At 46.2% G+C, this 19,513-nt stretch carries 21 protein-coding genes and 1 tRNA gene; 8 read left to right on the top strand and 14 right to left on the bottom strand.

Going from position 1 to position 19,513, the window contains the following annotated elements; all coding sequences use genetic code 11:
- Positions 1-33: 33 nt before the first annotated feature.
- The 7 genes from H6626_12435 (at position 34) to H6626_12405 (ending at position 7,738) form a co-directional block, all read left to right on the top strand.
- A complete protein-coding gene (locus tag H6626_12435; GenBank protein ID USN46989.1) occupies positions 34-936 on the top strand; it encodes a hypothetical protein in 903 nt (300 codons plus the stop codon).
- A gap of 66 nt (positions 937-1,002) precedes the next feature.
- On the top strand, positions 1,003-1,749 hold the full coding sequence (tolQ, locus tag H6626_12430; protein USN49031.1) for a protein TolQ: 747 nt from the start codon (positions 1,003-1,005) through the stop codon (positions 1,747-1,749).
- 39 nt (positions 1,750-1,788) lie between these two features.
- On the top strand, positions 1,789-2,208 hold the full coding sequence (gene tolR, locus H6626_12425) for a protein TolR (GenBank protein ID USN46988.1): 420 nt from the start codon (positions 1,789-1,791) through the stop codon (positions 2,206-2,208).
- Entirely contained in the window at positions 2,205-2,942 is a 738-nt protein-coding gene (locus tag H6626_12420; protein ID USN46987.1) for a TonB family protein, read from the top strand. The genes tolR and H6626_12420 overlap by 4 nt, the downstream gene beginning before the upstream one ends.
- A gap of 15 nt (positions 2,943-2,957) precedes the next feature.
- Entirely contained in the window at positions 2,958-4,343 is a 1,386-nt protein-coding gene (locus H6626_12415; GenBank protein ID USN46986.1) for a PD40 domain-containing protein, read from the top strand.
- Positions 4,322-6,799 (top strand): glutamine-synthetase adenylyltransferase, encoded by a 2,478-nt coding sequence (locus H6626_12410; GenBank protein USN46985.1) that lies wholly within the window; start codon positions 4,322-4,324, stop codon positions 6,797-6,799. The genes H6626_12415 and H6626_12410 overlap by 22 nt, the downstream gene beginning before the upstream one ends.
- Positions 6,800-7,216: 417 nt before the next feature.
- The gene (locus H6626_12405) at positions 7,217-7,738 is read left to right on the top strand and encodes a peptidylprolyl isomerase (protein USN49030.1); all 522 of its coding nucleotides are present in this window, start codon (positions 7,217-7,219) and stop codon (positions 7,736-7,738) included.
- A gap of 7 nt (positions 7,739-7,745) precedes the next feature.
- Here H6626_12405 and H6626_12400 read toward each other — a convergent pair whose 3' ends face one another.
- From H6626_12400 to H6626_12390, 3 genes are read right to left on the bottom strand one after another with little or no spacing between them, the layout of a single operon-like run.
- Positions 7,746-8,495, bottom strand: a complete 750-nt coding sequence (locus tag H6626_12400; protein USN46984.1) for an OmpA family protein — start codon at positions 8,493-8,495, stop codon at positions 7,746-7,748.
- A 4-nt stretch (positions 8,496-8,499) separates the two neighbouring features.
- Complete coding sequence (locus H6626_12395; GenBank protein ID USN46983.1) at positions 8,500-9,270, bottom strand: flagellar motor protein; 771 nt, start codon at positions 9,268-9,270, stop codon at positions 8,500-8,502.
- Positions 9,271-9,284: 14 nt separating this feature from the next.
- Entirely contained in the window at positions 9,285-9,752 is a 468-nt protein-coding gene (locus H6626_12390) for a cyclic nucleotide-binding domain-containing protein (GenBank protein USN46982.1), read from the bottom strand.
- Positions 9,753-9,859: 107 nt separating this feature from the next.
- Between H6626_12390 and H6626_12385 the strand changes: the two genes are divergently transcribed.
- Positions 9,860-10,858, top strand: a complete 999-nt coding sequence (locus H6626_12385; protein ID USN46981.1) for an NAD-dependent epimerase/dehydratase family protein — start codon at positions 9,860-9,862, stop codon at positions 10,856-10,858.
- 4 nt (positions 10,859-10,862) lie between these two features.
- Here the strand turns inward: H6626_12385 and H6626_12380 are convergent, their stop codons facing one another.
- The 11 genes from H6626_12380 to H6626_12330 all read right to left on the bottom strand — a co-directional run bounded on the left by H6626_12380 (position 10,863) and on the right by H6626_12330 (position 18,974).
- On the bottom strand, positions 10,863-11,672 hold the full coding sequence (locus H6626_12380) for an ABC transporter permease (GenBank protein USN46980.1): 810 nt from the start codon (positions 11,670-11,672) through the stop codon (positions 10,863-10,865).
- 9 nt (positions 11,673-11,681) lie between these two features.
- Entirely contained in the window at positions 11,682-12,596 is a 915-nt protein-coding gene (locus H6626_12375; protein USN46979.1) for an ABC transporter ATP-binding protein, read from the bottom strand.
- A gap of 23 nt (positions 12,597-12,619) precedes the next feature.
- Complete coding sequence (gene dusB / locus H6626_12370) at positions 12,620-13,630, bottom strand: tRNA dihydrouridine synthase DusB (protein USN46978.1); 1,011 nt, start codon at positions 13,628-13,630, stop codon at positions 12,620-12,622.
- A gap of 346 nt (positions 13,631-13,976) precedes the next feature.
- Positions 13,977-14,052, bottom strand: a tRNA-Phe gene (locus H6626_12365).
- Positions 14,053-14,126: 74 nt separating this feature from the next.
- Positions 14,127-15,284, bottom strand: a complete 1,158-nt coding sequence (locus H6626_12360; GenBank protein ID USN46977.1) for a cystathionine gamma-synthase — start codon at positions 15,282-15,284, stop codon at positions 14,127-14,129.
- A 2-nt stretch (positions 15,285-15,286) separates the two neighbouring features.
- Entirely contained in the window at positions 15,287-15,496 is a 210-nt protein-coding gene (locus H6626_12355; protein ID USN46976.1) for a hypothetical protein, read from the bottom strand.
- 188 nt (positions 15,497-15,684) lie between these two features.
- Entirely contained in the window at positions 15,685-16,503 is an 819-nt protein-coding gene (locus H6626_12350) for an undecaprenyl-diphosphate phosphatase (protein USN46975.1), read from the bottom strand.
- Between the two features lie 251 nt (positions 16,504-16,754).
- Positions 16,755-17,828: a serine/threonine protein kinase gene (locus H6626_12345; GenBank protein ID USN46974.1), complete on the bottom strand. Its 1,074-nt coding sequence runs from the start codon at positions 17,826-17,828 to the stop codon at positions 16,755-16,757.
- A gap of 32 nt (positions 17,829-17,860) precedes the next feature.
- Positions 17,861-18,256: a hypothetical protein gene (locus H6626_12340; GenBank protein USN46973.1), complete on the bottom strand. Its 396-nt coding sequence runs from the start codon at positions 18,254-18,256 to the stop codon at positions 17,861-17,863.
- On the bottom strand, positions 18,256-18,687 hold the full coding sequence (locus tag H6626_12335; protein ID USN46972.1) for a hypothetical protein: 432 nt from the start codon (positions 18,685-18,687) through the stop codon (positions 18,256-18,258). Before H6626_12335 ends, H6626_12340 begins: the two co-directional genes overlap by 1 nt.
- Positions 18,675-18,974, bottom strand: coding sequence for a hypothetical protein (locus H6626_12330; GenBank protein ID USN46971.1), 300 nt, complete (start codon positions 18,972-18,974; stop codon positions 18,675-18,677). Before H6626_12330 ends, H6626_12335 begins: the two co-directional genes overlap by 13 nt.
- Positions 18,975-19,513: the final 539 nt, after the last annotated feature.

Genomic DNA, 19,513 nt, shown 5'->3' with positions numbered 1-19,513 from the left:
ACAAAAGCCAAGGATATCAGTAGGTTGCCTAGCATGATTCGTCCTGTTGTTCGCCTTTTGATGATTAGTGCCATCGCCATTCTCTGGGGGGGCATGACCCTATTTGTCCTGCGCTACCTGGGTTTGCAGCAGGAGTTCACGGCCTTCGACCACCCCCTACTTAAGCAACAAAGCTTAGTGATTGCTGCCGGCGGAAGCGGTGCTAAACATGCCCCTTACACACTGGCCGCATTCCAGGACGCCTATTCTGTCTCGGCAAAGGTCTGGCTAGAAGCCCGGCTTTGGCTGACGGCCGACAATCATTGGGTCATCCATCCAGATGCACGAACTGATGAAAATCAACCTTTGAGGCAAATGAAGTTACACGACCTACGTCCAGGTGTGCCTGGAAACTCACCTTTGTATTCTGATACAGGCGCCTATCCCACTCCTGAAGAACTGTTTTTGCTGTTACCACAAGCCGTGTTTGTACTTGATGTTCAGGACTTTTCTCCTGTGGCTCTTGATCAGTTGATGGCCTTGATTGATCAACACGGCCTTGAGGACCGGGTGGTCATCACCAGCCCCCGACCCCAACCCATTGCCTACATTAAAGATAAAAAACCTCGTTGGCTGTACACCTCTGACCCAACAAATACGATGAAAGCCCGTGTGTTTTCAGCGTTGAACATGACATCAGTTATGTCGTTGCGGCCAGATTTAGTGATTTCACCGCTAAAGGTCACCGCGGTGGGTGCTGTTACGGAGGATATGGCAAAGGAGCTCCACAGACGACAGATTAAGCTTGTGCTTTTGGCATCCTCTTGGCCAGAATTTCTATCTAGCCCCCTTGCTCAGTACGCGTCAGGGATTTTGACTGATCGCCCCACTAAGGATCTCCTGGCCCAGGTTCAAAAACACACTGAACAACTCGGTCAAGCAGATACAGTAAAATGATGAGATTCATCAATTAACCACAGGGATTGAATAATCCTTTAATTGGCATTAGCCTTTTAATCTATGATGAACTACGCCTGGGCCGACACCGTAAATGAAGCTTCACTTTCCGTAAACGTAACTGCTTGGCATGCTATTATGTCTGCCAGCCCCATTGTTCAGCTAACGCTGATTACCCTCGTGACCATGTCAGTGGTCTGCTGGGCCATTATCTTTTTAAAGAAAAAGCAGTTTGATGCCGCCGAAGATGCCAATGAACCGTTCTTTGATGTTTTTTGGCGCGCGCCCTCTCTGGATGACATCAATCGTTCCGTAGGGGATCATGCCCAGAGTCCGGCGGCCAGTGTATTTAAAACCGGCTATCAAGAACTGCAAAAGATGGCCGGATCTAAATTGGCTCGATCAAAAGACGATGGAGATGAGTCTTCTGCTCCTTTGCTTTCTGGAATAGACAACTTGGACCGGGCCTTGCGAAAAGCCATTGACCTTGAGATTGCCAACTTTGAGTCTCGCCTTTCTATCTTAGCCACCACCGGTAGCACGGGGCCCTTTATTGGATTGTTTGGCACTGTTTGGGGAATTATGGGGGCCTTTCAAAAAATTGGTGCAACGAAAATGGCAAGCCTTGCCGTCGTGGCACCTGGGATTTCTGAAGCCCTTATCGCTACAGCCGTGGGCTTGGCTGCGGCGATTCCGGCCACTGTGGGATACAATCACTACATCAGTAAATTGCGTAAACAAGAAATGGACCTAAATAATTTTGCCGCAGATTTTCTAAACGTGGCAAAGCGAAATTTCTTTAAAGACCGCTAGTCCAGTCTGCAAAACCGAGCGGAGAGTTACACTATGGGCATGGCACAACCATCAAATAAAAGCAGTCGAGTGGTAATGAGTGAAATCAACGTCACGCCATTTGTTGATGTGATGTTAGTTCTACTTGTTATTTTTATGGTCACTGCCCCCATGATGCAACAGGGGATCGATGTAGATCTCCCCGAAACAGCGGCCACAGGAACATCGCCAAGTGATGAGCCTTTTATTTTAGAAATTAAAAAAAATGGCCGAATCTTTGTGGGGAAAAACCAGATTGATATGCCTCAACTCTCGAGTAAGTTGAAGGCCATTTTTGCGACAAGAAAAAACAAAGAAATATTCATCCAGGCCGACAAAAGTGTCAGCTACGGCATAGTCGCCCAAGCCATGGGCGAAATCAAATCGGCTGGAATTTCACAAATTGGACTTGTTACGCTCCCGAAGGGGTCGTCACTTTGAGTGCTGTCAGCCAACACTCTCCATTCGATGATCGCTTTCAGCAGTTCATAGTCCTGTCCGTCGGTTTTCACCTCGCGCTTTTTGTAGTTTTTACGGTAAAGACACTTTGGTTTCCAAGTAAAGATCTAATCATTCAAAACGCTATTCGTGTGGACATGGTGGCACTCCCTGAAAAAATGGCTCCCGATGTGAAGCCAGAAGTGAATGCCAAGCCCCAACCAAAGCCCCTCGCTAAGCCCGTAGCAAAAGACACCCCGAAACCAAAGAAAAAAATTGATAATAAAAAATCTAAACAATCAACTCTCGAAGAGGCGATCAAAAAGCTGAAAACCGAGTCTGCCATTGATGACATCGCCAAAAGCCTCGAATCGAAACCTAAAAATTCGCCTCCCCCACCGACCTATGCCGGTAATATTATTTCAAGTGGCGACAGCTTCACCGGATTAACTCGCATTCAGTTTGATGACTACTATTCTCAGATAAAAGTGCGAATCCGCGAAAACTGGGACCTCCCGCAATGGCTTGCCGATGCAGATCTAAAGGCCCAGGCCACTGTGAGTTTGGATGAGCGAGGGTATGTCACCGGCAAACAAATTTTGATCTCGTCAGGAAATTCAGTATTTGATGAGATCGTTTTAAGTACAATTGAAGCCAGCTCCCCTTTTCCGGCACCGCCTGATCGACTACGTGGTGCCCTACAACAAGGTGCGCTTGTTTTAAACTTTCCAGAATAAAAAAGGGAGAGCCTAATGTTCAATTTAATATCTAAAGTGTCTGCCATATTGGTTTTTGTTTTTGTATCCTCTTTGAGCCTTGCACAAAATAAGATTTATATCGATGTGGGCGCTGCCAAGGTGAAAAAAAGCCTCGTGGCACTCCCGCCGTTTCAGTACTACGGCAGTCAAAAAAACAGCGAACATCTTCGTGCCGGTCAGACCTTGTTCAATGTGGTTAGCAATGATTTGAGCGTCTCATCGCTTTTCACATTTATTAGTCAAGATGCGTATCTTGAAGACACCACAAAAGTCGGCTTGCGACCTGCCCCGGGCGCGCCTAACGGTTTTGATTTTCAGAGTTGGAAATCCATAGGCACTGAGTTTTTGATTCGAGGCGGATACAAAGTAATCGGAGACAAGCTCAATCTCGAAATCTATGTTTATTACGTCCCCCAAGCCAAATTGGTGTTCGGCAAGACTTACGAGGGACCTATCTTTGCCGCCAGAAAGATGGCGCATAGTTTTGCTAATGATCTAGTAGAGAAACTCACCAATAAGCCGGGGATGTTTACCACGCAAATGGTGGTCTCGCGACGAAATGATGGCAGCCATTTCAAAGAAATCTACGTAATGGATTGGGACGGCCAAAATGAGCGGAAAATCACCGACCACCGCACCATTGCCACATCGCCCGCTTGGTCACCTGATGGAAAAAAGATCGCCTATAGCGCACTATTACAACGCGGTCGAAACCAAACCCGCAACTGGGACCTACTGACTTACGAGCTCCCCACCGGCAAAAGATGGCTGGTTTCGACTCGCAAAGGAAACAATACAGGTGCTGCGTTTTTACCTGATGGTAACAACTTGCTTCTGACAATGACCTTTAAGGGCAATCCCGATATCTTTCGTTTGACCGGTGACGGTGAGAATTACACCCAGATCACTTTCGGCCCTTACAATGCGCTAAATATGGAGCCTGCTATTTCAGCGGACAACAGTAGCATTGCCTTTTCATCGACCCGAAGCGGTCGGCCTATGATTTATACCATGAATACGGATGGCTCGACGATGAAGCGTCTCACGTTCGCTGGTGTTTACAACTCAAGCCCCGCCTGGTCGCCGGATGGCAAGATGATCGCATTCGCCGGACAAGACAAAGGGCATTTTGATATTTTTGTAATGAAGAAAGATGGTACCGGTTTGTCTCGCCTCACCTCTGCCAGAAGGACAAATGGAAGTTGGGCCAACAACGAAGACCCCAGTTTTTCTCCTGATGGACGCCATATTATGTTTTCAAGCGATCGCACAGGAAAATACCAGATCTATATCGTGAACGTAGATGGTACAAACGAACGTCGCATTACATTTGACAAAAATGAGTACTTTCGGCCGAAGTGGTCGCCGTTTTTACAGTAATGTCTGGCGAGAAAATTCCAGCGCTTGAAGAATACTCCGCGGAACAGATCCTACTGGTTCGACAGTATTCCCCCGCCGTAGATCGGTATTTGAACATCGTGAATAACCCGTGCAACGAGGGTTGGGAGTATTCACTGAGATGGCAGCGGCATCATCATTGGCTGAGAGCCGCAATGGCCACCTTACTTAAAACGGCAACGGCTTCTGATGTATGCCAATATTGGAGCCATGCTGCAGACACTTTAATCAACCAAGTCTGGACAAAGAATGGCGGCTTGGAGAATACAAACCTTGGGATTTTTGCCGTTGGAAAGCTTGGGGCGTGCGAGCTGAATTTATCCTCGGACGTGGATCTGATGTTTGTTAGCGCCAAACCAGCCTCTGGTGAAGATCTCGCATTGGTTCAAAAAATTATTCAATCGCTAAGCCACACCAACAATTATGGCTTCTGTTTGCGCGTGGATGCAGACCTCCGGCCCGGAGGAAAATTAGGCCCGCTTGTGTCTTCCCGGTCCCAGTTTGAAGATTACTATTGGACTCAAGGTGCGACTTGGGAAAGACTGGCCCTTGTTCGACTCCGTCCCTTATGCGGACCACAGCCGTTGCTTGATGAGGTTCGCAGCATGGCCGATGACTTTTGCTATCGTCGGTTTCTAGACTACACCTTGTTTGATGACCTTAAGCACCTGCGCGGGTTTATTCAAGATTACCAGCAGAACAAGAATCAAGGACAACTCAATCTCAAACTGGGAGTCGGCGGTATCCGCGATATTGAGCTGTTCATTCACGCCTTACAAGTGATTCACGGAGGTAAAATCGCCACGCTTCGACTACAGTCAACAGATTTGGCTGTGGCCCGTTTGATTGAAAATCAGCTTATGCCAGAGGACACATTGCGGAAACTTCTTAAGTATTACTGGGACCTGCGTGAACTTGAAAATGGTATTCAGAGCATCAATGACCGACAAACTCACTCGCTTAAGGTGCCCTACCCCAAAATCATTGAAGAAAATACTCCCACACAGGTTGCCAACAAAATGCAGTTTGTTGACTCAACGGTGAGCGAGTTACTGGGTAAAATCGAGATCGACAGGGAGGCCCTACCGACTACACTCGAATCACAACAACAATGGCTTAAGTCATTGGGCTTTGATCAAACTGTGGTCGAAAATGATTGGCCAAAGCTTATTCAACTCACTGCAAAGTCCACTTCTGGCCAACGAGATGAGAAGATCCGTCGGCAACTTCTATATCATTTTATAGGAGAGTTGGCGAATGTCGGGGTCGACTTGAATTTGGGGCTTAAGCTCCTCATTGATTTTATTAAAAACACTCGGGCCAAGGCTTCATTTTTTACTCTCTTGCTACGAGAACGCGCACTCATGAGTGATTTATGTGTATTGTTTAGTACTTCGCCCTACCTGGGTCATCTGGTGGCCTCTCGACCCGAGATTTTAGATGGTTTTATCCTCCGACGTCAGGATGTTTTATCTTCTGATTTCGAACAGTTGCTTGAAGAATTAACGGATAGAAAAAAGCTGACCGAAATTATCGCCGCCAACCAGCTGTTAAAATCTAAAGATTTGAATTCTTTTTCTATGCAAATGACGGCCGCCGCTGATGAGATCTGCTCCCTGTTGTTGGGACGCCTAAAGGAAGACTTTCCCGATGCTCGCGTTGATATATTGTGTTTGGGAAAATGGGGCAGTCGAGAACTAGGATTAAAATCAGATCTTGATTTTGTTTTTGTCACTCCAACTGCCCCCAACGACGACGACAATAAAGTTGCCAGACGTTTTATATCTCGCCTAACTGACCCTCACCGGGGCGGCCAACTCTATCCCATTGACCTACGGTTGCGCCCATCCGGAAGCGCTGGACCACTGCTTGTTCCGGAAAAAGATCTCGAAGAGTACATCAAGGAGAAGGCGGCCGCCTGGGAACGACAGTCGTACTTGCGAGCCCGCCGGCTCGATGGATCTGGCCGAGACAACGCTCTTCGAACCCTATGTGTGGAGCGCGGGCTCGATCAGTCTGAACTTGAGGAACTTACTGATATTAGAAAAAAAATCTTAAAACCTTCCTCTGAAAACTCCATTGATCTCAAATATGAAGCCGGCGGCATTGTGGATATTGAGTTTGCAGTGCAGATTGCCTGCTTAAAAACAGGGCAGAAACTAAAATCGGGAAGTGTCACCGCCCTGATTGACGCTCTCGTTGGGGGTCATTGTCTTGACGAGAAGCAGGGTCGACAGTTGGCCGAGCACTATTCTTATTTGCGGTTGATTGAACAGCTTTATCAAATTTTCTCCCAGGCCAGTGGCAGCCGTATCAATTGGACATCGGAGAGTTACATCCGTTTATGCAAATACCTTAACGGCGCACAGGATCAAATTTCTCATCAGCTGCGGGACGTCTTGGTCCACTCAGCAGAAATCCTGATTCCACTGCGCTGATCACAGCTCAGGAACCCCACTGATTTTGCAGCCGTTTTGGCCAATCATTCGATGCAAGGCGGTATAATGGCTGGGTCTCCCTCAAGACTGTCATACCACTTTTTTTGATCCCCTCCGTCCCTTTCTTGACCCCAGGTGGAGACCTCGATACTTTTGCTATCTCAGCACGACTTCTAAGGAGATAAAACTATGTTTTCCCGCAAGAACCCATGGGGACTGGCCCTGATTATTTATTTAAGTGCTTTTTTGATGTTTAGTTTTGCAAGAGCACAAGAAGGCAAGCTCACTCAACCAGAGACTTCGCCCGTGGTTGCAGAGCCCTCCACCAAATCAGAAGCCGCCGGCGAAACAGATTCTAGCAAGAAAACTTCTCCAAAAATTGTACAAAAAACTCAGAAAACACAAAGGACCAAGCGTATGTTTGCATTGTTTGATACCAGTATGGGCCAATTTAAAGCCCGCCTTCATTTTAAACGCGCCCCAAAAACCGTTGATAACTTTGTCGGATTAGCTGAAGGAACAAAAGAGTTTACTGATCCTGAAACCAACAAACCAACAAAGCGTCGATTCTATGACGGCCTCACGTTCCACCGAATTATTGATGGCTTTATGATCCAAGGTGGATGCCCAATGGGTACAGGACGTGGCGGACCGGGATATACTTTTGAAGACGAGTTTCACCCAAACCTTCGGCATGACAAAGAAGGCATTTTGTCGATGGCCAATCGAGGACCAAATACGAATGGCAGCCAGTTCTTTATTACTTTAGGCGCCGTCCCCCACTTGGATGCACAAAGGCCAAAAGCCGGTTATTCCATTTTTGGCGAAATTGTTGAGGGAATGGATGTGGTTAAAAAGATTGGTTCTGTGAAAACAGGAATTAATGACAAGCCCGCTGAAGACGTTGTCATTAAATCAGTCACTATAATCCGCGAATAGATATGACTTAGAGTGGTGAGCTCTCCGTCACCACGAGAAAGTCTATTCGCCGATTTCGAGCTCTATAGGCCTCATTTTCAGAATCCGGAAAAAGGGGCCGCTCATCGCCGTACGCCACAGCAGAAACCATTTTTCCACTGATATCATGGAACTTAATTAGAAATCTTGCAACGGTTGTGGCCTGCATTGACGATAACTCCCAAGGCGTTGGAATAAGATCTTTGTTTTTACCAATAAGGTCTGTGTGACCCTCAACAATGACTTTTTTGCCGGCATCGTGTAGCAGACGGCCAATTTTGTTCAAAGTAGAAACAGCATCCGATTTGAATCGGTATGAGCCCTGAGGAAAAATTTCATCCGCTGCTACGGATATGCGCACACCCAGGTTGTCTGAGCGAATGTCCTTAACGACACGCTCTAGCTCATCAGGCGACATATTTTCTTCAAGGTAGGTCTCCACTTTGAATTGCACCTTCTGCATATCACCCGGTGTTTGATGTTGGGGAATGGGTGGCTCAACTGGAGAACTTTCTTTTGTGGAACGATTTAACCCTCCGGCTTTGCCCTGGCCACCACCAAACTTTGTCAGATGTTCACGAATAGATTGCTCAAAACTCTCGGCCTTTTTCAAGTCGTGACTAGAAATGGCATACATCACGACGAAAAACGCAAATAACAAGGTTATGAAATCGGCATATGATACGAGCCAACGCTCATGATTCTCGTGGTCTTCGGTTTTTTTTCGACGACGTGCCATTTTTTTATCTCACCAAAGGCAATCGACTTGCTGTCTCAAGAAATCCATCCATTTTTTCTTGAATCAAGCGAGGGTGCATACCGGAAACTATGGAGATAGCTCCTTCTAAGATCATTTCTTTGGTGCGAGTTTCAGCCTTGGCTTTTCTTTGTATTTTATTGGCAATGGGTAAAAATAGTAAATTCGCAGATCCAACCCCATAAATTGTCGCTACAAATGCAACTGCAATTCCTTTACCAAGTTCTGACGTATTTGTCAGATTACCCATGACATGAATCAACCCTAAAACGGCTCCAAGAATACCTATGGTTGGCGCATACCCACCGGCATCCATCCAAACTTTTGCACCAGCTATCCACTGATCTTCTTCTGTTTCCATTTCTTTTTCAAAAATATCACGCAAGGTATTCGCTTCTGTCCCATCAACCATCAGTTTAAATACTTTTCTCATGAAGGGATGTGTGAGGCTCCCCACACGCCCTTCGGCTGCCAGCATTGATTCTTTTCGAACGAAGTTTGCCACATCAACGATTTCACCAGCCACCCTTGTGCGAAGTTCATCGTTATCAGCGCGAAATCCCCAGCCAAGGAGCTTCAAACCTAGCTTTAGGTCACTCGCCCTGTTGGCCAACATAGTGGCACCTAGAGTGCCACCAAATACAATAATAAACGCAGTAAATTGAATAAGGGAACCAAAGTGACCCCCCTCTATGGCATTACCCACCACTATTCCGAAAAGGGCGACTGCGATACCAAGGAAGCTTGAAATATCCATGGGCTACCCGTTGACTAGAAGTGACTTAGGTTTTGACTTCTAGCAAAACTCAAATCGTTAGTTGTGATCCTTAAACGACCAGCCAAGAAGTGGGCTAGTTGTTTATAAAAATGAACAGCAATAGAAAAGTCGTCGCTCAATACTTCATCAAGCTTGGCATAGTCTAAAACCACGATATCTGATTTTTCAATGGGCGTGGCCGAAGCTGATCGCGGCTCACCGTCAAGAAACGCCATTTCGCCAAAATGAGACCCGGTACCTAGCGAGGCCACTTCGATACTGTCACCACCTGCAGTTTTTTGAAGAATTCGAACACTTCCAAATTGAATCATATATAGAGCCGTGGCGGGATCACCTTGTCCAAAAATATCGTCACCAGGAACAAAAGTTTCAAGGTTGGCGATCGAATCAATCTTTTGCATCTGGTCTTCGCCTAACCCCTTGAATAGATACAAGTTTTGTAGCATCTTTTTGGTGCTCATATTGGTCCTCTTGGTCTGAATGAATTTCGTTCCGACTTCTATTAATAAATGTTATCAACTGAACTGCAGATGTGAAGTGATTTCGCAAATAACCAAGGAATTAGACCATGAAAGTGTTAGTCACTGGAGCGACGGGTTTTGTTGGATCGTGGCTGACTCGCAGACTTCTGGACGAAGGTCATGAAGTTCGAGTCTTACGTCGAGAGCGCAGTGATCTTGATGAAATAAAAAACCTCCGGGTTGAACACACCCTTGGAGACGTATCTGATTCTGGAGCTGTCGACCAAGCTGTGACCAATCAAGATCTTGTTTTCCATTTAGCAGGATTGGTTGGTTACTCCCGCGCAATGAGGCCCGCCATGATTTTGGCAAATGTAGTGGGAACAAATAATATTGTGGAATCATGTGCTAAACATGGAGTCAAAAAACTTGTTTACTTAAGTTCAGTTGTGGCTGTGGGTGCAAGCTTTGATGGAAAGGCTCCCCTCGATGAAAATTCTGATTATAACTTAAGCCATCTTGATCTTGGTTATTTTGAAACAAAAAGAAAGGCTGAAGAGATTGTTCTTGAGGCCGCGAGAAAAAATCGAATTCAGGCTGTGGCCCTAAACCCCTCAACAATTTATGGACCCGGAGATGCCAAAAAGGGCAGCCGCAAGGTGCAAGTCAAAGTCGCTCAGGGGAAATTCCCATTTTATCCTCCTGGAGGTGTCAACGTCATCTCTGTTGAAGATGTTGTTGACGCCATTGTAGCTTCAATAGATCTCGGCAGAAGTGGTGAACGGTACATCTTGGCTGGCGAAAACCTACTTATTAAAGATGTCTTTCGACTCATAGCTCATGAAGCCGGGGTGGCTCCGCCGCGAATTAAACTACCTGGTTGGCTGGTGCATGCCATAGGACGCTATGGGGACTATTTAGAAAAAAAGGACAAAAAGGGGCCAATCAACTCTGAAAATGCCTGGGCCTCCACACTGTATCATTGGTTTGACGCCAGTAAAGCTAAAGCCGAGTTGGGATTTAACCCCAAGCCGGCAGCCTATGCAATCAAACAAAGTGTGGATTGGATGAAAAATAACGGCCTTCTCAATTCATCGAATGGCTAATTTGTTACGATACAATTCGCCGCTGCATTTGTGCCACAGCCCAATTTGTAACAAGAACTGTAAGTGTAATCAGCACAGCCGCGTTCAACGCCACCGATGGAGTGGGCACCCCTGACATCAAGGCTCGACTTGCCGCCACCCCATGTGTGAGAGGCAACAGTAGGGCCGCTTTTTGTGCCACCACGGGCAATTGAGTGAGTGGAAAGTAGGTGCCACTGAATAAGGCCATGGGTACAATCGCTGCCGACTGAGAATAAATAAAGCTATCATAGGTTTTCGCGTACGCTGCCATTAGTACCCCAAATGCACCAAACAGCCAGCAGACGAGGGCATTGATCGCCAGAGCCGGAATCACCATCCAGGTTTTTATAAGTCCAATGGCAGCCATCACAAGCGTCACTCCTATCACGCTGAAAAATCCTTTACTTGCGGCCCACAGTATTTCACCCAATGCGATTTCTTGTGCTGATATGGGCGTAAGCAGAATCGTACCATAGGTATTTTGTCTCGTTAGCTTAGTAAAGCTTCCATAGGTCCCTTCAAAATAAGCCACAAACATTCCCGTAATAGCCATCAATGCTGGTGCATAAAACTGCAGATAAGGCATTCCGTCTACTCGTTCCACCATTACGCCAATGCCGTAGCCGATTGCGCCCAAATAAAGAACAGGTTCTATAATGATCCAAAAGAAAGAAACTAAAAGAGTATACCGAAAATAGAGAAAATTTCTCCACCAAACGCTTAATACTCCCCGTCCCCAGTCGGGAAAGGTGAATAAATCAAACACGATAGGAAAAGTTTTCTTTAAGACCATTTCGTTTTCCTAGTTGCGGAGTTCATGTCCAGCTAGCTTTAAAAACACATCATCTAAAGTAGATTTTCGAATAATAATCTTATCACTATTGATAATTGTAAGGGCCATTTGTTTGTCTTTTGCCCCTTTTACAAAGAGTCGCACTCGTTGATTTAATATCTGATAGGCGAATTTATCCTTGAGCTGACTTAAATAGTAATTTTGATCTACTATGGGAATTTCAAACTCAATCACTTCGTGGCCAACAAGTTCCAATATGAGATCCCGGGGCGTCCCCTGCGCTAACACTCGGCCTTTGTCCATAATCACCAGGCGGTCGCAAAGAGTTTCTGCCTCTTCCATATAGTGGGTCGTCAAGAGGACGCTTGTGCCCTTTGAACGAAGATCCTTTAAAAACTCCCAGATCCAGTAGCGTGCCTGAGGATCGAGCCCTGTTGTGGGCTCATCCAAAAACAACATCTTTGGTTCATTCAGAAGCGCCCTTGCGATGGTTAGCCTGCGGCGCATTCCTCCACTGAGGTGATCCACAGGATGATCTGCATAGTCTTCTAGGTGCATGAGCCTCAGTAGTTCGTTGGCTCTGACTCTTGCTTTTTTCGGATCGAGCCCCAAATATCTAGAAAATACGAGGAGATTATCTAAAACGCTAAAATCGGGATCGAGCCCATCTTCTTGTGGCACTACTCCGATAGACGATTTGATTTTTTTTGGAGTTCTTTTTACGTCCAAACCCAGAACGTAAAGCTCTCCCGATGTAATCGGCGACACGCAATAGAACATCCGCATAGCTGAGGATTTTCCTGCACCATTTGGCCCCAGCAACCCAAAGCATTCACCTTCTCGGATTTCTAAATTGAGACCATTTACGGCTCGATGGGGTCCAAAAGATTTGGTGAGATTCTTTGCCTCAATCACATTTTTCATGATGATAGGTTACGCCTGTAGAATCAGCCGTGTCCACCCATTAAAAACGCTTCACCACTTGTGTCGGGTGCGGGAAGATGTGCAATTGTGGAAAAATAGTCAGTCACCATAGAAAAAACTGAACTTTGATCCTTCTGCTGAAAAATCTCTTTTCGGAACTGCGCAGATGCAGGATAGCCAGCAGAATACCAAGCCGCTAACTTTTTAATTTGCAGTGGCACAATGCGGTCATCAGCGTATTTCAACAATTGCTGGTGAAGAGTGCCGAAAAGCCAAGTAAAGTCTCGCTCGTACTGACTGGGTCGTTCTTGATAAAGGTCCATAGCCTCTCTAAAGACCCACGGATTTTTTAGACAACCCCGCCCGATCATCACGCCATCACACCCCGATTGATTTAATCTTTCTAAGGCCTGCTCGGCAGACCGAATATCGCCGTTTCCTATAATGGGAAGGGGGCTTTTTGCCTTTACCTCTGAAATATAATCCCAATCAGCTAACCCAGAGTAACCGGCTGCTCGCGTCCGCCCATGAATTGCCACCCAGGTTATACCTTCATCAAAAGCCAGCTGAGCCACATCGATTGCATTTTTGCTTTTTTCATCCCAACCAGTGCGAATCTTAATGGTGACAGGAATGGATACTGACTTTTTAATAGCGCGAAGAATTTCTCGCATATGAACGAGATCTTTTAACGTGGCAGCCCCAGCCCCCTTCTTCACCACTTTCGGAACCGGGCAACCAAAATTAAGATCCACAAAATCAGCACCGGCGGCCTCCACCTGAATGGCGGCTTCTGCCAAGTGAGAAGGATCATCACCAAAAATCTGAACCCCCACGGGGTGCTGGTCTTCAGCAAACGCCATCAGCTTTCGAGTTTTCTCAGAGTTAAACTGCAACCCCGTTGCCGACACCAACTCCGTCACCACCGCACCACAGCCCATCTCCCGCATAAAACTGCGAAAGGCACAGTCGGTAATTCCAGCCATAGGAGCCAACAAGAAAGGATTACGTCGAACTTCAGCCAATAAATCCATAAGGCTGAAACAACTACGACACTTTGCGCAAGAATTCAACCCCGGGGTCGTCATCGCACTAGTGGCATAAGTTAAATGAAAGGGAATAAACTCAATCCAAAAAAACAAAAAAAGCCCAAAGGGCTTTTTGAGTGACCCAAACAAAAAAATGTACTGTATAAAGATCACGAGTGGCTCGGGACGGAATTGAACCTTTCAAGACTGCGGCAAAATGCAAAGCATTTTGATGCAGCTTGTGGTCGAGACCGCACGACGAGCAAAGCGAGGAGAAGGTCGGAGACCATCATGGTTTGGCTTCGGCCAAACCATCAAAAATAAAAAAAGCCCACTCGGGCTTTTTTATTTTTGGTGGCTCGGGACGGAATTGAACCGCCGACACAAGGATTTTCAGTCCTCTGCTCTACCGACTGAGCTACCGAGCCATAAATTTTCGCAAAGGCCTATCTCTACCCGCTCGTTGGCTAAAAAGTCAATTTATAGCCATTTAGTAGCTGCGTCATAGTGCCTGTTCAAGATCCTTTATCAGGTCATCCTGGGTCTCAATACCCACACTCAATCGCACAAAGTTGTCGGCAATGCCCAGGGCCCGTCGAGTTTCTGCGGGCACACTGGCGTGGGTCATAATCGCAGGGTGCTCCACAAGGGACTCCACTCCGCCTAAACTCTCCGCCAAGCTGAAGATTTTTACCTTTTCCAAAAAGGCTCGTGCCTCTGACAATCCTCCCTTTAAATAGGCACTGATCATGCCCCCATAACCTGACATCTGCTCTTTAGCTAAACCATGTTGGGGATGACTGGCCAGTCCTGGGTAAATGACTTTTTCTATTTTGGGATGGCCCTCTAAAAATTGGGCTATGGCTATGGCATTTTCTTGATGCGCTCGCATCCGCACAGCCAAAGTTTTCAAACTTCGCAAACACATATAAGAATCAAATGTCGCCGCTACCGGTCCCATAGAATTACTCAAAAAGGCGATTTTCTCGGCCAGATCATCACGATCGGTCACAATCACGCCGCCTACTATATCGCTGTGTCCATTAATAAACTTTGTCGCCGAGTGAACCACTATATCGGCCCCAAGGCTCAATGGTTTTTGAAAATAGGGGCTCATAAATGTATTATCAACAGCCACCAAAATATTGTGTTTGTGCGCCATCTCCGACAATTTTTTGATGTCCATGAGTTTTAACATGGGATTTGTCGGCGACTCGATCCAAACCAGACGAGTCTCAGGCTTAATGGCTGCGGCAAATTGGTTTACATCGGTGAGGTCCACAAAACTAAAATCGATGCCGTTGTTTCGAATGATTTTATCAAAAAGCCGAAAGCTTCCCCCATATATGTCGTCACAGGCCACCACGTGGTCGCCGGCCTTAAGAATATGCATCACTGTTGTTGAAGCGGCACAACCTGAAGCGAATGCAAACCCAAATCGTCCACCTTCAAGGCTTGCAATACATGCTTCATAAGCGGTGCGAGTGGGATTTCCGGTGCGGCTGTATTCAAATCCTGTATGATGGCCGGGTGACTCCTGCACAAATGTGCTTGATAAATAAATGGGAGTCATAATGGCGCCGGTTGTGGGATCTGGTTTTTGACCGGCATGAATGGCCCGGGTCTCAAATCCTAAACTTTGATTGTCCCTATCAGTCATAACTAAACTTCTCTCTCTGGTTCTGAAAAATTCAAGGCTCTCAACACAACGTTAATACGCTCAATGGGATCAGATGTATAGGGAATCCCTGTCTGACCCATATACGACTTGACCGTATCCTCACAGGGCTCGTCTTTCATGAGCTCTTCAACAAGTTGTTCGAGAACTTCCAATTGTTCTTTTTGCAAGTTCCATGATTTTGTAGTTTCCATATCTTTCCCCTCCCCATCCAAAAGGTATCGGATTCCCTTTGGATGCCCATGATCCGCCAGCCGCCGCGCCAGAATCCATCTGCAAAAAGCGAGTTCGGATCGGTGCAGTGCTCGCTAAAAGCGAGCACTGCTGCCGAACGAATGTCTGAGCCTTTTTTCAGATGGGTTCCGGCGCGGCGGCTGGTGGCTCATAGGCTCCAGAATATAACTGCCGGCCCAACAACCCAAAGATAATAACTAAAATATTCAAGTCGGCCTTTTTTTACAAAATACAAAATTCCCCATAAGCCCATCAAACCCGATAAATAGGCCGTCAAAAAGCCCACACCTAAGCTCAACAACACTTGGTGATCCCAACTGGTAATATGACGCAACTGCAATAATCCAGCGCCCATAATTGCCGGCAATGACAACATAAAACTAAAAAGCGCCGTGGTTTTTCGATCGATTCCCAGTGCCAAGCCCGCTGCTATGGTCGATCCCGAACGACTAATTCCAGGCGCGATAGCCATACCTTGCGCCACACCAATAAGTGCTGCCTGCCAGTAGTGCATGGCCTTTACGTCTTCGAGGCTATGCACATCAATATGCCGTGAAATGCGAGCCTTGTTTCGAGTTAAAAACAAAATCAAACCCGTGATTGTCAAAAAAATACCCACAGCCAACAAATTAGAAAACAACGACTCAAACATATCCTTAAGACTCAGACCAATGATGGCTGTTGGAACACTCCCCACGACGATCAATAACATCAGCTTGATGCCAGGAGTGAACCGTCGATGAGAAGGATAAGTGATCACCTCCCAAAGCATCTGGCGCACAGTTGCAAAATAGAGCGTGATGACCGTCAAGACGGTCCCCAAATGAGCCGCTACATCAAAAGCAATACTGTGCTGCTCCACGCCTAGCAATTCTTGAAAAATTACCAAGTGCCCAGAACTAGAAATGGGCAAAAACTCAGTAAGACCCTGAACGATCCCTAAAAAAATCGACTGAAAAATATCCAAGAACAACTCCAAAAGTAAAATCTAAAGGCACGCTTCGAAGAAGCCAACCGCCGCGGGAGCCCATCTGCAAAAAGCGAGTTCGGATCGGTGCAGTGCTCGCTAAAAGCGAGCACTGCTGCCGAACGAATGTCTGAGCCTTTTTGCAGGTGGGCTCCCGCGGCGGTTGGCTTCTTCGAAGCGTGCCTTCACAATAGGTGGACCCCAGGACTTAGTCAAAGAGGTGAAACTTCGCCTCGATTAAATACATAATTCTAGAAACCAACAAAATCTTGATCGCCCAGAACTAGACTCTCTTCGGGCAAAATGGTCAGCGTAGACTCGCCAGAGTTATTTTTCCGATTCCAATTCAGACGATGGGCACCCGGTTTGATGGCAAGGTTTTTAATAGGTGAGTAACCAAGACGCTGGCCATCTAAATAGACTTCGGTCCATTCATTTGTATATACGGAAAGCCGTGCCTGGCCTTCGCCAGGCACGACCATGGACCAGGACTGCGATCCCGGCACCATAACTAAAAAAATATATATAATAGATGTAAGCACTCCAAAGGCGTAATAAGGATGAGATCTTTGCTGTTCTTGGACCTTGGTTTTGGCTTCTCTGTCTGCAAGTTCCTGCATTCTACTTTTTACTAGTTCTCCCAAGACCTGACGCAGTTCCTGACAAGATTCGCTGGCTAAACCCGTGCGCCGATGAGGCTCGGGGTGTAACAATCCTGTAAGTTTTTTTTGAGAAAAACCCAGAAACGACATAACCAGGCCCAGGCTGAAATAGTCGGCATACAAGTTGTGAGGTTCGCCATATAAAACTTCAGGGGCCGCGAAGGGTGGAGTAAATTGTCGTCCTTGGGGTGAACTGTTTGCCAATCCAAAATCTAAAAGTTTCACCTGCCCCGATGTATTTATCATCATATTAGCGGGGCTCAAATCTCCGTGATTAAGTCCTCTTTGATTTAAGTCTTTAAGCCCCTGTTGAGCTTGAGCGATGATTTCTACCATTAGATCCTCAGATAGGGGCCCCCATTCTGCCAATTGCCGAAGACTTAATCCCTCTACATATTCCAAGATGATTGCTGGCTTGCCGGAAAAGCGCTCAAATCCCAACAAGCGGAGGCAATAGGGGGAATCCACTTGTTGCAAACTTTGAAGCTCTTGTCTCCATGCCTCGACCAACTTCTCGGAATTAAGAAACTTGATGGCCACCTGCTGTCGCGCTCCGGACACCTCGTCCACTCGGCTAGCTAGAAACACAGTAGCGCTCGTGCCCTGTCCGAGCCATTTTTCAAGTTGATAAGGCATTTTCTCTGGAACCATTGACGTTCTCATAACCTTATTACTTTCAAGATTACTGCCAAAAATTAAGGCAATAATTTCTTGTACACAAGAATCTTACGCCGCGCCTCCAGATGTCGCCGACACAAATCTGAGACTTTGGGTGCTTGCAAAAATCGATAGATCAGTTTCTCAGAGGACAGCTTTTTTGCTGTAGCGATACACCGTCGATCCAGTTCGTAATGATTGGCTTCTGGGGCCGCATAACAAAAGGTTGGGGGGAACCCAAGGTCTTTTTGATTTTTACAGGCCCGTTGCCAAATTTTAATCTCTTCGCTGGCGAGCTTCTCCTGCTGTAGGGCACGAATGGCAACCAATTGATTGGTATCAATTTCAGATTTTTCAGGGATTTCAGCCCGCGTGAACGAGCCAACCAACAACAACACAGCACCGAAGAAAATTGAAATTTTATATGTATCCATTATTGTAACCCCTTAATGAGTTGGCCCAGAAGTGGGCCGATGAGTAAGATCAAAAATGCTGGAAACTGAATCAGCAACAATGGAATCAAAGTGATCACGGGAAGTCGTTGCAAAGTGGATTCAATTTCAATATCACAGGCCGCAACAAGTTCCGCTTCAATGGCCGCAACTTCAGTGAGAATCGGCTGCCCGTGCAGTCCCCGGATGATCAATCGAACAATCGCTCGCCGGTAGACACTCGGCATTGAATTTATCCAATCCGGATTTTCAATACCGCGGTTCCTATCGAACAACATCCTCTCCAGCGCCTGAGAAAAGTCATCTCGGTGGGCCTTCGTGTATCTCTGAATCGTGGAACTCACGCTGTTTCCGCTCTCAAGGCCCACGCGAAGAGCGAGTACGAACTTCAGTGGCGGCGCTAAATCTTCCATTTAATTCTCCGACCTGCCCAAAATATCCACAATAAACCAAACATGAAGAGTCCAATGGATAGAAAAGTGAGCTCCAAATATTCAAAAAACGATCGTTGCTGAATCGAATAGGCCAACAAGATGGAATACAAAACACTCAAGATGATGGCTTGAAGACGAATTTGACCCAAAATTTGTCCGGACCTATGTCGAAAATCTAAAGTGATTTTTAGTTTTCTCCGGTAATTTTCGATGTGCTGAAGTCCCGAATGAGTCTCTTGATCTATTTTTTTTAGTACAGAGATCAATTCACACTCTTCGGGCAGAAAAGTTTTTGGCGAAATGTGTGGCGAAAAAACAACAAATTCCGTCAATTTTTCCAATCTTTTGCGAAATCTGGGGTGCGTTTGTGGCAAAATCATCCGCATTGATTGCCGCAAAGACATCCCCGAGTGCATGTTCAAAACAATTTCATTGATGAATAAATAAAACTGCTTAGCTAAGTTTTTTTTCCACCACCAAACTCGGAATGCCTTGATAACAAAGGGTAAGAGGGTGGGTACCAGAATCCAACATGCAAGTGATGAAGATGATAAAGACAAAATTTTGACTCCTAAAATAACCCATACGGAATATGCAGTGCCAAATTTTGTCAGCATACTTGCTGAAATTTCCAGTTCTCGTGCGAAATTGTCTAATGTTCGGACAAAAAAACAGTATCCGGATACAATTTGAATGAGAATTATCCAACTCACTGTTCACCTCCACAAAACACCCTTCATGCAAAAAAAAAGCTAAAGAAATATTTTTGATTGACGAATAGAGTCACGTGGGTACACTTTTAGAT

It is taken from the genome of Pseudobdellovibrionaceae bacterium (genome assembly GCA_023898385.1).
Taxonomy (GTDB): Bacteria; Bdellovibrionota; Bdellovibrionia; order Bdellovibrionales; family UBA1609.
The sequence above is the reverse complement of the archived record's forward strand: the minus strand, read 5'-3'. Positions and strand labels throughout refer to the sequence as shown.